Origin of the sequence: Micromonospora parathelypteridis, assembly GCF_014201145.1 — a bacterium.
Classification (GTDB): domain Bacteria; phylum Actinomycetota; class Actinomycetes; order Mycobacteriales; family Micromonosporaceae; genus Micromonospora; species Micromonospora parathelypteridis.
Map to the genome: position 1 here is coordinate 6,149,224 of NZ_JACHDP010000001.1, position 13,199 is coordinate 6,162,422.

General features: G+C 69.0%; 12 protein-coding genes. 3 read left to right on the forward strand and 9 right to left on the reverse strand.

Going from position 1 to position 13,199, the window contains the following annotated elements:
- Positions 1-119 precede the first annotated feature (119 nt).
- The 6 genes from HNR20_RS27650 to HNR20_RS27675 form a co-directional block, all read right to left on the reverse strand.
- A complete protein-coding gene (locus HNR20_RS27650; protein ID WP_184185677.1) occupies positions 120-1,889 on the reverse strand; it encodes a fatty acyl-AMP ligase in 1,770 nt (589 codons plus the stop codon).
- A 4-nt stretch (positions 1,890-1,893) separates the two neighbouring features.
- Entirely contained in the window at positions 1,894-2,301 is a 408-nt protein-coding gene (locus HNR20_RS27655; protein WP_184185680.1) for a nuclear transport factor 2 family protein, read from the reverse strand.
- 39 nt (positions 2,302-2,340) lie between these two features.
- The gene (locus tag HNR20_RS27660; RefSeq protein WP_184185683.1) at positions 2,341-3,048 is read right to left on the reverse strand and encodes an AfsR/SARP family transcriptional regulator; all 708 of its coding nucleotides are present in this window, start codon (positions 3,046-3,048) and stop codon (positions 2,341-2,343) included.
- Positions 3,049-3,510: 462 nt separating this feature from the next.
- The gene (locus HNR20_RS27665) at positions 3,511-4,692 is read right to left on the reverse strand and encodes a pyridoxal-phosphate-dependent aminotransferase family protein (RefSeq protein WP_184185686.1); all 1,182 of its coding nucleotides are present in this window, start codon (positions 4,690-4,692) and stop codon (positions 3,511-3,513) included.
- Complete coding sequence (locus HNR20_RS27670; protein WP_184185689.1) at positions 4,689-5,294, reverse strand: SGNH/GDSL hydrolase family protein; 606 nt, start codon at positions 5,292-5,294, stop codon at positions 4,689-4,691. The genes HNR20_RS27665 and HNR20_RS27670 overlap by 4 nt, the downstream gene beginning before the upstream one ends.
- A 5-nt stretch (positions 5,295-5,299) precedes the next feature.
- Positions 5,300-5,602 (reverse strand): acyl carrier protein, encoded by a 303-nt coding sequence (locus HNR20_RS27675; RefSeq protein ID WP_221309943.1) that lies wholly within the window; start codon positions 5,600-5,602, stop codon positions 5,300-5,302.
- 310 nt (positions 5,603-5,912) lie between these two features.
- Here HNR20_RS27675 and HNR20_RS27680 point away from each other — a divergent pair, with 310 nt between their 5' ends.
- The gene (locus HNR20_RS27680) at positions 5,913-7,649 is read left to right on the forward strand and encodes an acyl-CoA dehydrogenase family protein (RefSeq protein WP_184185694.1); all 1,737 of its coding nucleotides are present in this window, start codon (positions 5,913-5,915) and stop codon (positions 7,647-7,649) included.
- A gap of 18 nt (positions 7,650-7,667) precedes the next feature.
- Positions 7,668-8,324, forward strand: a complete 657-nt coding sequence (locus HNR20_RS27685; protein WP_184185698.1) for a lysophospholipid acyltransferase family protein — start codon at positions 7,668-7,670, stop codon at positions 8,322-8,324.
- A gap of 47 nt (positions 8,325-8,371) precedes the next feature.
- Here the strand turns inward: HNR20_RS27685 and HNR20_RS27690 are convergent, their stop codons facing one another.
- The 3 genes from HNR20_RS27690 to HNR20_RS27700 all read right to left on the reverse strand — a co-directional run bounded on the left by HNR20_RS27690 (position 8,372) and on the right by HNR20_RS27700 (position 11,945).
- Complete coding sequence (locus HNR20_RS27690; RefSeq protein WP_184185701.1) at positions 8,372-9,748, reverse strand: acyltransferase family protein; 1,377 nt, start codon at positions 9,746-9,748, stop codon at positions 8,372-8,374.
- Positions 9,745-10,905, reverse strand: coding sequence for an amidohydrolase family protein (locus HNR20_RS27695; RefSeq protein WP_184185704.1), 1,161 nt, complete (start codon positions 10,903-10,905; stop codon positions 9,745-9,747). The genes HNR20_RS27690 and HNR20_RS27695 overlap by 4 nt, the downstream gene beginning before the upstream one ends.
- 92 nt (positions 10,906-10,997) lie before the next feature.
- Positions 10,998-11,945 (reverse strand): diacylglycerol/lipid kinase family protein, encoded by a 948-nt coding sequence (locus HNR20_RS27700; protein WP_184185706.1) that lies wholly within the window; start codon positions 11,943-11,945, stop codon positions 10,998-11,000.
- Positions 11,946-12,219: 274 nt separating this feature from the next.
- On the opposite strand from HNR20_RS27700, the gene HNR20_RS27705 reads away from it, so the two are divergent.
- Positions 12,220-13,197 carry a 3-oxoacyl-ACP synthase III family protein gene (locus HNR20_RS27705; RefSeq protein ID WP_184185709.1) on the forward strand — a complete coding sequence of 326 codons (978 nt, stop codon included), beginning with the start codon at positions 12,220-12,222 and terminating at the stop codon, positions 13,195-13,197.
- Positions 13,198-13,199 lie beyond the last annotated feature (2 nt).

The following is a 13,199-nucleotide window of genomic DNA, read 5'->3' on the forward strand; positions in this document are numbered from 1 at the left end:
TCGGCACCCTCCGCGGAATGAGGGTTCTCCTGTCCCAGCAACGGCTGAGTGGCTGTCTGGGTGACGACGAGTACGACCAGCGGTGGACGCCCGCCGTCGGGGTGGCGAATCCGGACTGCTCAGGTCGCTCGGTCGGACGCCTGCCATCGGGCCACTTCCGCCAGATCACCCGACAGGTACTGGCGGCGGGCGAGCCAGCGTTGAACCTTGCCGCTGGAGGTTTTCGGCATGGTGCGCGGTTTGATGAGCACGATGGCGTACGGTGCCACGCTCGACTCCCGTGTGACGGAGCCGCGAATGCCATCGAGGATCGCCTGGTGTTGCGCGGCGGTCATGCCGGGATCGATCTCATAGACCACCACGAGTCGTTCGACGGCGCCGGCGTCGTCCTCCACCGCGAATGCGGCGCCACAGTCGCGCCGGATCCCGGCAACGTCGATCTCGCAGATCTGCTCGATGTCGATGGGATGGTAGTTGCGACCGTTCAGGACGATGAGGTCCTTTGTCCGGCCGGCAACGAAGAGATCGCCGTCCGCGACGAAGCCAAGGTCGCCGGTACGCAGGTAGGGTCCCTCGCCGGTGGTCGTCGTGGCGCCGAAGGTGTCGCCGGATTCGGTGGGGCGACGCCAGTAGCCGGCGGCAACGCTCGGTGAGTCGATCCAGATCTCGCCGACCGCGCCGGGTAGGACCGGCTCGCCGCTGGTGGGGTCGACGATCCTGATGCGCGTGTCCGGTCCGGGCGCGCCACACCCGACGATGTTCCTGGAGGGTTCTCCGGCCATCGCCGGTCGAGCAACCCGCTCCAGCTCAAGAGCCTCGCGGGCGACCGATACCGAACGCCACCCGCCCAGGCGGGCGCCGCCGGTCACCAGCAACGTCGCCTCGGCGAGCCCGTAGCAGGGGTAGATGGCTTCCGGCCGCAGGCCGTGCGGCTCGAAGATCTTGAGGAAGCGCTCGATCGTGTCCAGCCGGATCGGCTCCGCACCGGTGAAGCTCAGCTCGACCGAGGAGAGGTCGAGGCCGACCAGGTCGGCCTCCTTCACCCGCTTGACGCAGAGGTCGTAGGCGAAGTTCGGCCCGCCGGTGTGTGTGGTGCGGTATCGGGACACCACCTGCAACCAGGACATCGGGCGCCGCAGGAAGCTGATCGGGGACATGAACGTCGCGGGGATTCCGCTGGCTACGGGGGTCAGCAGACCTCCGATCAGCCCCATGTCGTGGTAAGGGGGCAGCCAGAAGGTCGCCGACGCTCCATCGTGCAGACCGAAGCTGCGGGTGATGTCCGCGGTGTTCGAGATCAGGTGGCCGTGGTTCAGCATCACGCCCCGCGGCAGCGAGGTGGACCCCGAGGTGTACTGAAGGACCGCGAGGGAGTCGGCGGACGTCGTCGGCGAGACGTCGTGCTCGGCGTAGCCCGCCAGATCGGTCGCGACGACGCGCGGCGTCGGGTCCACGGACGTGCTGGTCAACCAGTCGGCGATCGTGGGCGCGCCGTGCGACGTGGTCAGGACGAGGCTGGCTCCGGCGTCCTCGATGATGGCCATCAGCCGTGACATGGTGCGTGGTTGTCGCGTCGCACCGGGCGGAAATGCCGGTATGGCCACCGCGCCGGAGTAGAGGCAGGCGAACAACGCGGTGAGATAGTCCAGCCCGGGCGGGTAGAGCAGCAGGGCACGCTCGGGTCGCCCGTTGGTGATGTCGAGGATCTTGATCGCCACCGCGCGGGCGCGCCGATTCAACTCGCCGTAGGTGATCTCCTCTGCGCGCCCGCCGTCGAGCACGAAGCGAAAGGCCAGGGCCTCTGCCGACTCGCGGGCTCGGGCGCGCAGAACGTGTGCGAAGCCATCCGACGAGCAGGACTGTCCGGCATGGACCGTTTCGGCCTGCATTCGGTCAGGCCTCCGCCATCCGGCGACCGACCAACCGGGCGAGGGAATGCGCGGCGGTCAGCGGTCGCACCAGCACGGTCACCTCGCTGATCAACCCGTCGTCCCCGGTGGCGAGGACGTCCATCCCCGTGATCGACTTGCCGTCGACCGTCGCGGTGAACTGGAGCGCGTGCCGGGGCGAGCCGACGTCCGGGCGAACTGCCTCGGTGCTGTGCCCGTCGAACTCCGCGGTGTAGGCGAAGTCCTCGAACACCTCCGCCAGGGCAGTGAGCAGCGGTGCCACGGCCGCCCTGCTCCGGTAGGGCTTCGGCATGACCGGGCTGTGGAAGGTGATGTCGGGCGAAAGGGTCGCAAGAATCGCAGGGACGTCCTTCTCCAACACCGTACGCCGGAAATCGTCGACCACTCCCATGCAGTTCCCCTCACTGTGAAACATTCCCCGAAAAGCGGTTCAGCTTGCGAGAGATGTCGCCGGGTCCAGATTTGGATCGCGGGACAACACCATTTGGTGCAACCGTTTGAGTCGCGGCCCGGGTTCCATTCCGAGCTCCTCGACCAGTCGCCGGTGCAGTTGTCGGTAAACCCTCAGGGCTTCCGCGATCCGGCCGGCACGGTAGAGCGCCAGCATGAGATGCTCGTGGAGGTTCTCCCAGGTGGGATGTTCGGCGACCACGCCGTAGAGTTCGCCGACGAGGTTGCGGCGGTAGCCCAGGCGGAGGTCGAGGTCGATCCGGCGCTCGTACGCGATGATCCGGCTCTCGTCGTACTGCCGCGCCACGTTCTCGAGCAGACCCGAGCCGCGTACGTCGGCCAGGACCGGACCCCGGCAGATCTCCAGTGCCCTGGACAATTCCATGACCTCGACTGCAGGCATGCCGTCGGCCTCGGCGCGGTCGGCCGCGGCGAGGTGGTTCTGGAAAATCGTGAGGTCACAGCTGTGCCCGGCGAGCGAGAGCTGGTATCCCGACGGGTGACTCACCACGATCCGGGGGTTGACCCCGTCGCCCAGGTGCCGGCGGAGCTTGGAGATGTAGACCTGAAGCCCGGTGCTTGCCGTCCTGGGTGGCGCGCCACCCCACAATTCCTCAATCAGGCGTTGCGTCGAGACAATTTGGTCACCCTGCGTCACGAGAAGCGCGAGCAGTGACCGCAGTTTCAAGGCTCGTGGTGTCCGATTGCAACCGTCGTCGGTGACAATGACCGGGCCAAGGATGCCGAATCTCACCTTGCATTCCTCTCGCGGGACCGAGGGTTTCGGCCGCTAGGCAGCACCAATCGTCCGCCCACTGTAAGTGGTGGACGAAAAATTGCGTAACCTGACCGTAACCTCCCATTCGCCATTGGTTCGCGTGAGCGCCACCCGACACCATACACGAGTCCTAGAGAGCCAGAATCCATCGAGAACAAACGATGCAAAGCGTGATCAATGCGGCATCCAAATAGTGGGATCATGGTACGTATTGAGCTTGAGGTAACGGTCAGGCATGGTGCTGTCCACTGTGTTCCCGCTGGTTGGCCTGATCGTGCGGCAGGGTCGGATCCCAGTCGCCGTCGGCGCGGGTTGATTGGGCGAATTCGCCGAATCTCCCATTGTGGGGCGGGTTGGAACCAGGTGCCCGGCTCAGTGCACGCCGGCCTCGAGACGACTGGCGTCGCGACACACCCCGGACGGCGAGAGCGCGGCCAGCGTCTCGTCCAGCACCAGGAAGAAGCGCTTGACGTCCTCGGTCGTCAACTGCCCCATCGTCGCGACGATCGCCACTTCCTGGGTCACCGACGATGCCGGGTAGATGACCACCCCGGCGGCCGACATCGCGTCACAGAGCCTGGCCGCGGTCAACGGCGGCGGCACCTCGAACGCGGTGACCGAACTCGACCGGTCCGGCACGGGCACCAACAGCCGTAGGCCCCGTCGGGACAGACCGTCCCGGACCTGCTCCGAGTGGGCGGCATAGCGGGCCGAACGCGCAGGGACGCCCTCGTCGAGAGCGAGCGCCAGAGCCTCGTCCAGAGCGAGGAGCAACTGCACGGCCGGCGTGAACAGCGGCGCGTCGTTACGCTGCTGAGCCAGGTAGTGCTGGTGCAGATCAAGATAGAAGCTGCGCGGGCCGATCGCGGCGAGAGACTCGAAGCGCTCCGGCCGGGCGCAGACGAAGCTGAGGCCCGCCAATGCCTCGATGCACTTGTTCGCCGAACCGACCAGCCAGTCCACCGGGTCGTGGGCGAGGTCGAGTTGCTCCGCCCCGATGCTGCTGATGCCGTCCACGATGAACTCGGGACCGGCAGCTCGTACGATCCGGGCGATCGCCGGCACCGGATTCAGCACACCCAGGCTGGTCTCGTGCTGCACCATGGCGACATGGGTGACCGTCGGGCGGGCGTCGAGCGCCTGCTGCACCGCCACGGGATCGACTGCCCGGCCGACCGGTAGGCGCAGGGTGGCGCACCGCAGCTTGTGCACCGCCGCGATCTGCTCCAGCCGGTCCCCGAAGCGGCCGTTCGACACCACCAGCAGCTCGGCGTCCGCCGGTGTGACCGAGCAGAGCACCGCCTCTAGCGCGGCCGTCCCCGAACCGGTCAGCAGCACCGACGTGTACTGGTCCGCGCCGCCGCACAGCGACGCGAGCTTTCGTCGTACCTCGGCCAGGCAGCGCCGGGTCACTACCTCCCGATGCCCCAGGTCGGTACGGGCGACGGCCTGGCGCACCGACGGCGCGACGGCCACCGGCCCCGGCGTCAGCAGCAACCGGCCGCCGGCCGGGATCCGGGCCGGTGTTCCCACGACCCGTGGCGCGTCCGTCATGACGCGGTGTCCCCGCCGGCCGCGGCCACGGTCGGTGACATCCGGCGGGCGGTGTCCGCGAGCACGGTGGCGACTCGCACGTGCCCGGCGGTGTTGAGATGGATTCCGTCGTCGCTCCACATACTCTCGGCCTCGGCCGGCGCCACTTCGACGCGGACAACCAGGCCACGGGCCGCATCCGCACGGAGCAGGTCGTCGAACTCGGCGATCCAGCGCTCCATCCGCCGCCGTCGGAACGTGGAGACCGGTAGCTTCGCCGACGGCGTCGGCAGCGCCGGCATCAGCACGAGCGCTCCGGCCTTCGTACCCCAGGTGAACAGATCCGTCAGGGCGGTCCGCACCGTGCTCAGTGGGGTGCCCTGAACAGCGTCGTTCATTCCGCAGTTGATGACGACGAGATCCGGTCGCAGTTGGCGTACCGCAGCCAGTTGGCCGGCCGCGACCTCGGCCGTGGTGGCACCCTCGGAACCGGTGTTCACCACCTCGTCGGCAGCGATTCCGAGAAGGCCCGCCAGCCGCCGTGACCAGCCGATCCAGCCTCCAGCCGGATCCGGATCCCCACGCCCCAGCGTGAGGCTGTCGCCCATTGCAACGAGCTGCACGGTCGTCACGCTCCGGCGGAAGCCACGGGATCCGCTGTCTCGTCACGGCGGGCGGTCAGCGTCAACAGGTAGCCCACCAGCGCGTCGATGGTGGGGTACAGCCGGGCGGCGCCGAGGTCGACCTCCTGTTGGATCCGGTCCTCGATGTCGCTCACCACGCTGAGGGCGTACACCGAATCGACGCCGTACTCGGCCAGGTCCACGTCGGGTCGGATGGTCTCCGGGCCACGGTCAAGGTAGAACGCGACGCGTTCGGTGAGCCAGACCGTCAGCTCGGCCGCCGAGTCACTGTTTCCAAAGTCGATCACTGCCACTCCCATCAATCAGCACCGACAGAGCCGACCCCGGCCTCCGCGCGAACCCGCCTGAGGCGGCCGGCGGCGACCGGACCGAGGTCGGCGTACGACGTCGTCAACCCGCGGGCGGTGAAGAGCTCGCGCATGAGCGAGCGACGCACCGTCGCCCTTTCAAGCGGCGTCCCCAACGTAACGGAGTCGGCTAATACGCTGCTTAGCGCGAACCTGCACGGCCCTATCCCGCCGTTGATCCGTCATCGCGAAGCCCCGCCCGCGCGGCTAGCCTGATCGCCTTGGTCACTGATCAATGCGGGGGTCCGTCGTGGCACACCGATACGCCGCCCTCGACATCGCCGCCGAGCTCGACCTGCTGCTCGGTGACCCGATGGCGGGTGGCACGCCGTTCTCGTTCGAACAGATCGTCGAGGCCGAGGAGCGCGACGCCCTTCCGGATGGCGCGGTCGACGTCCTACGGGACTGGGGCTTCGCGGAGTTCCTGGTGCCCACCGCCCTCGGCGGTCGGCTGCGCTCTCTCGACGAGTTGCTCTTCGTCGCCAGGACCGTCTCCCGGCGTTCGCTGGCCTTCGCCGTCATGTACGGGTCCGCGCTGCTCGGTGCCAACCCGGTGTGGTTGTGGGGCGATGAGGAGCAGCGCGGACGACTGGCCAAGGAGATCGTCGGCGGCGCCCTGAGCGCGTTCGCCGTCTCCGAGGCCGACCATGGCAGCGACCTTCTCGCCTCCTCCGTGGCCGCCGAGCCCGTGCCGGGAGGCTTCGTCCTGACCGGGCAGAAGTGGCCGGTCGGCAACGCGACCCGGGCCCGGTTTCTGACGACCTGCGCCCGCACCGGCCCTCGCAGCTTCTCGCTGCTGCTGGTCGACAAGGAGGAGCTGAGCCGCGACAGTTTCCGGGAGATGCCCTTCGTCCGGACCGTCGGGCTGCGGGGGCACGACCTGAGCGGGATCGAATTCGAGGGGTCGTTCATCCCGGCCGCCGCCGCCATCGGCAACCAGGGCATCGCGGTGGTCCAGGTGTTGAAGGCCCTTCAGATCACCCGCGCCGCGATCCCGGCGATGTCGCTCGGCACGATGGACTCGGCGCTGCGACTCGCCCTGACCTACAGCCACGAGCGGCGCCTGTACGGGGCGCCGATCGCGGACCTGCCGGTCATCCACGACCACCTGGTCCGTGGTCACGTCGATCTACTGATCGCCGAATGCGTCGCGGTCGGCGCGGCCCGCGCCCTGACCGTGGCACCGGACCGCCTCAGCCTCTGGTCGTCGGTGGCGAAGTACCTCGTGCCCGTCATCGGCGACGAGACGGTGCTCAGCATGGCCACGGTCCTCGGCGCCCGCAGCTACCTGCGTGAGGGGGTCGCCCACGGCGTCTTCCAGAAGCTTCAGCGCGACCACGCGATCGCGGCGATCTTCGAGGGAACCACCCACGTCAACCTGCACGGCATCGCCGGGCAGATGCCCTTCGTCGCCGCGCGCCGCCACGAGCAGCCTGCCGCCGATCAGCTCGACGACCTGTTCGACACCCTCTTCTCCTGGAGTACGGACGCACCGATCTGGCAACCCGCCGGCGCCGATCTGCGGCTCACCAACGAAGGACGCGACGAGCTGATCCAAGGCTGGCCACGGTTGGTACGACGTGTCGAGACGGCCTGTGCCCGCCCGGACCGCCCGTCGGTGGCCGACGAACTGCTGGCGACCGTGGCGCACCTGTCTCGGGTCCACGAGGAGACGTACGCCTCCGTCACGCACTGGGACGCCCGGTCGCTGCCGGCCATGCGCGCGGCGATCACGCACTGTCTGCTGCACGCGGCGTCGGCCTGTGTGGCGACGTGGTTGGCCAACCGTGCGACGTTCGGCGGCGCGTTCGCCGACGGCGGCTGGCTGTTGTTGTCGCTGCAGCGTCTGCTCGCGCGGCTCGGGGAGCGCGTCGACCTCGCCGAGCAGCCGGCCAGGGAGTTGCTCTCGGCCGCTGCCCGCACGGCGCAGGCGTGGCCTTCGTACTTCTCCATCCGCTGCCTCGGCAGTGGGCCAGCCGCTGACTGATCACGACGGAGGCATCTCTTGCTCAACGAGGTTCTGAGGCCAATCGTCTCACCCGTTGCCCGCGCCCTGTACCGACCGGTGATCGAGGGCGCGGAGAACGTACCCCGGCGAGGGCCGGTCATCCTCGCCGCGAACCATCTGTCCTTCGCCGAGAACTGGCTCATCCCGATCGCGACCCCACGGTCGGTCCGCTACCTCGTCAAGATCGAGTACCTGCGCACGCCGTCGCTCGGTGGCCGGATGGCTGGGTGGTTCTTCAGCGAACTCGGGTTCGTGGGAGTCCAGCGCGGCGGACCCCGCGACGCCACGTCGTCGTCCCTGGAGGCGGCGATGGGAGTGCTCCGGGCCGGCCGGGCATTCGCCATCTACCCCGAGGGCACCCGCTCACTCGACGGCCGGCTGTACCGGGGCAAGACGGGTGTGGCACGGCTGTCGCTGGCCACCGGCGCCCCGGTCGTACCGATCGGGATCATCGGCACCGAGGTGATGCAACCTGTCGGTGTCCGCGTGCCCCGACGGCGTCCGGTGACGGTCCGGTTCGGCACGCCGATGACGTTCGACGAGTACCGCGACTCGCAGGACCCGGCCGACTGGCGCACGGTGACGGACAAGATCATGGTGGCGATCTCGGAACTGTCCGGGCAGGAGTACGTGGACGCGTACCAGAAGCGCTGAGTGGGGGAGGGCGGCGGCGGTCTTCGTTCCGCCGCCGCCCCTTCCTCTCAGCGTCCGCTGCTCGACGGCTGGGCCGGCACCGCGTCAGCGACGGGCTTCTCCTCAACCATCGACACCGTCTCGGCGGTCGGATCAGCCTCGACCAGCGGCTCCGCCAGCACCTCGGGATCGTTGTGCCTTGCCGGCCCGGGCTTGCGGACGGACTCCTTCACCGTCGGTGGTTTCGGCCGCAGGAGTCGTGCCGCGGGCAACTCGACGAACCGGTAGAGCAGCCACGCGACCGCGGTGCAGAGCGCGAAGAGACAGACGATGACTGCCAGCTCGACCGGCAGCGGCGGACGCTCCGCGGTGGAGCCGATCACGCCGGCCCCCACCAGGAGATCCTTCACGACCGGGCCGAGCGGCAGGAACACCAGCAGGTGCGTCAGATAGAAGCTGTAGGAGATCTCGCCGAACCAGACCAGCGGCTTCGCGTGCAGGACCGAGCGGCGGCCCTTCGCATCGGCGGTGGCCAGGGCGGCGAGCAGTATCGCGACCGGTATCAGCAGCGCGCCTACCCGCTGGATCCGTTCGGGGAGCAGCAGCGTCACCGAGAAGACTGCCGCGAGGATGGCGAGACAGCCCCCGATGCCGGGGCCGCGCCAGGTGCCGCGACGCAGGAGCAGACCCACCGCCACGCCGACCGTGAAGTCCAGGGCGCGGTGCAGCGGCAGCACCATGGTGAACCAGTACGCGAAGTCTCCGCCGCTCGGTGCGGTGTTGAAGAACGGCGGGCCGGCATCCTTGACCAGGAACATGTTGCCCACGAGGAACGGCAGTGCGCAGGCGAGCAGGGTGGCTACGACGATGACCCGACGCAGGGCCCGGTCGCCGAGCGGCACCAGGGCGGCGAAGAGCACCGGGAAGATGAGGTAGAAGAAGGCCTCTGCGCTCAACGACCACGACACCGGGTTGAGCCCGTAGATGACGCTCTGCTGCGGCACCCAGCCCTGGACCATGAACATGTTCGACAGCACGTTCTTCCAGCCGGGCGGCATGCCCAGCACCACGAGCACCAGGGCCGCCACGGCGGTGGTGGTCGCGTAGATCGGGTAGATCCGCGACACCCGACGCCGCCAGAAGACCCGGGCGGTGTCGCCGTTGCGGACGACCCAGGTGAGCACGATGCCGCTCATCAGGAAGAACGCGTTCATCCCGCCGTACGAGATCACGGCGACCCACTCCGGGATGGCGTGGGCCACGAACTCGATCCCACCGCCCTCGACCGCGACGAGTTGCAGCGCCGTGTAGTGGACCATGAACGCCATCGCGGCGAGGATGCCGCGCAGCGCGGTCAGCGAGTCCAGGCGCACCACCTTGGTGCCGCGCGCGGCCTTCGCCGCCTCCACGACCGTGTTCGGCACACCGGTGACCGCGCCGCTCACGGGCGGACCTTCGCCACCCGGGAGCCCATCAGCTCGGCGAAGTTGCCGGCGAAGAAGCGGTCCTTGACCTTCTCGTCGGAGCCGGCGAGGAACTTCTCCGCCGCGCCGAGCGGGTCCGTGCCGCCCTCGGTATGCGGGAAGTCCGTGCCGAACATGAACAGGTCCGGGCCGGCCTGCTCGATGAGCCAGTCCAGTGGCTCGACGAAGAACGCCGTGAACTTCACCTGGCGGCGGACGAAGTCCGACGGGCGCATCGACAACGCGCGCAGGTCGGGCTCGGTCCGGCCGAACGCCATCTGCGCGATGTCCAACTGCTTCATCCAGGGCGCCACCCACAGGCCGCCCTGCTCGATGCAGCCGCAGCGCAACGTCGGGAAGCGGTCGAAGACACCGTCGAGCACGAGCATCGTCAGGAACGTCTGCGGCGGGACCTGCATCCCCATGTAGTCCTTGGACCGGATGTTCTCGCCGCCGCCGAGGAAGTCGGCCGGCGGGGTCCGCCCGTTGTTGCGGTACGCGTCCGGCACCAGAGCGCCGCCCGTACAGACGTGCAGGAAGAACGGCATGTCGGCGTCCTGGAGGGTGGCCCAGAAGCGGTCGTACGCGGGGTGCGCCGGAGAGAACTCCGGCGGTGCGACGGAGGGCACGATGACTCCGTCGCAGCCGAGCTCGATCGCGGCCTCCAGCTCGGCAACGCTGCGCTCCGGATCGGCGAGGGGTACGAATCCGACGGGCAGCAGCCGCCGGTCGACCGAACACCAGTCGACGATCGCGCGGTTCAGGGCGCGGGTGCCCCCGTACATCAGCTCGGGGTGTTCGTAGTACCAGAACTGTTCACTCGCGACCGTGCTGAAGACCAACTGCGCCGAGAATCCGAGCAGGTCCAGGGCGCGGCTGCGTTCGCCGGCGTCGGTGCCGCCGAAGCTCTCCCAGCCCTTCATGGTCATGAGAGTCTGCTCGGCCTGCGCACGGCGTTCCTGGTCGTCGTAGCGGTGCCGGATGTCGGTCTCGGCGCGGCGCGCCCGCTGCACCTTGTCCGCGCCAAAGGAGCGGAGAAGCTCGCGTGCGGAGGGCTCGGCGTACTCGGTGAGCCAGCCTTCCCGCTCCATCACGTGGCTGTCGGCGTCGTAGTAGACCCGACCTTCTGCGTACGGCATCAGGCACTCTCCTTCAACTCGAACTCCCGGTGGACGTTAGAGCGGATCGACACCCTTCGGTGTACTGGCGCAACGCAGCGGCTGCGGCCGTGTTAGCGACCGGTTAGCAGCGGGATCGGCAGGGCGGCCGGTACGGACCGGAACGTCGCCTCCGTCCGCATCCCCAGGAAGTCGCCGTCCACCTGGACGGCGATCGGACGGCTGGACCGCACCGTCAGGTCGTGCTGGTCCTCGGCGCTGACGACGTCCGGGCCGGTCAGCGACGCCCGGGCGGTCATCATCTGCCGCACCACCCGCAGTGTCGGCAGCGTGCCGAGTGACGTCAGGCCGAGCACGTCGAGCCCCCGGTCGAACGAGGCCCTGGGGGAGGGCGCCACCGGCCGGTCCCCGAGGAAGGTCCACGGTGCGGAGTTGCAGACGAACGCCATGAAGATGGACTCGCCGTGCGCCCCGCCCGTCCCGTCGAAGGTCAACGCCGGATGCCGGCGGTCGGTCCGGTAGCGCTGCCGCAGGAGCAGGGTGATGTAGGCCGCGGCGGGCATCCGCGGCGGGCGGACGCCAGCGCCGAAGCGCAGCCGCTCGGCCTCACGCACGATCTCCGCGTCGAGTCCGAAGGAGCACACGAAGGCGAACCAGCGGTCCCCGACGATGCCGAGGCCCAGCCGCCGACTTCCACCCGCGGTCACCGCGTCGCGCACCAGACGGGCCGCGTCGTTGATGCGGTTGGGCAGGCCGATCGAACGGGCGAAGACGTTCGTGCCACCGGCGGGCAGCGGGGCGAAGACCGGTACGTCGTCAGCCACACCGTCGGCGAGCAGGCCGTTGACCGTCTCGTTCGCCGCACCGTCGCCGGACGCGGTGAGCACGACGTCGTACCCCTCGCGGCGCGCCGCACGGGCCAGCTCCGCCGCGTGGCCACGCCGCGTGGTGTCCACGACGTCCAGCTTCAGTCCGGCGAGGATGTCGGTGAGCTCGTCGCGGGCAGAGGGGTTCATCCGCGTGGCCTGCGGGTTGACGATCAGCAGGCATCGGGGCGGCATGATCGGGCGACCTCCTTCTGCGCCGGCACGACAGGTTGCTGGCGAGGCGCCACTGTAGAGCCACCGGTGCTCGCTCGGGAGAACGCTGAAGTGGGTCTTTAGCGAGCCGTTGTGGCCGCGTCAGCGGCAGGTTTGCCGAGGGTCCGGCGGGACCGGGACGGTCGCTAAAACCCCGCTAAACCCATGCCTTCGGGCGGTGTCCACACCCCTGTCGAACGGTCTGACCCGTGCAATCATCGGCACCTCTACCGCCGCGAGACGAAGGACGGGTCGGATGGCGATTGGCATCATCGATATGGGGTCCTACGTCCCCGATCGCGTTGTGACGAACGACGACATCTGTGCGTGGAGCGGCGCCACCCACGAGTGGATCACCAACCTGACCGGCATCAACGAGCGCCGGTACGCAGAGCCCGAGCAGACCACCTCGGACCTGGCGGTCCTCGCCGCGGCGCCCCTGGTCGCCGACCCCTCCGTACAGGAACGGCTTGCCTGGTTGTTCCTCAGCACCAACTCGCCGGACCAGCCGTCCCCGGCGACCGCCGCCGTGGTGCAGGCGAAGCTGGGCCTGCCCGCGCTGCCGGCCTTCGACGTCGGCGTCGCCTGCGCTGGGGTGATCTTCCACATGGCCCTGGCGAACGCGCTGATGCGCGACGACGGCGGACAGGTCGCACTGGCGATCGGCGCCGACAAGGTGTCCTCCATCGTGGACCGAACCGATCGACGCACCGTCGCGCTCTTCGGCGACGGCGCCGCGGCGCTGCTCCTCGGCTCGGTGCCGGACGGCTACGGGATCCGCAGCACCAGCCTGCTCACCGATGGCGCGCGCTGGGAGAACATCGGCATCTACGCGGGCGGCAGCCGGCTGCCGCTGACGCCGGAACGGTACGCCGAGGGCGGCCAGTTCACCCGGATGGACGGGCGGGCGGTCGCGGCGTTCGTCCTGCAGACGCTGCCGAAGGTGATCGACTCGGCGCTGGAGAAGGCTGGCGTGGGCCTGCACGACATCGACCGGTTCGTGTTCCACCAGGCGAACGGGCGTCTGCTCGCCGGGCTCGGCAAGAAGCTCGGCATCGATCCGGACCGGGTGCCGACGACGGTGAGCAGATTCGGCAACTCCGGCGTCGCATCCCTGCCCGTCACGCTGGTGCAGGCCAACCAGGAGCGTCCCTTCCAGCGTGGCGAGAAGCTGCTGCTCGCCGCGGTGGGCGCGGGGATGACCGCCGGCGCGGCCGTCCTCACCTGGTACTGACC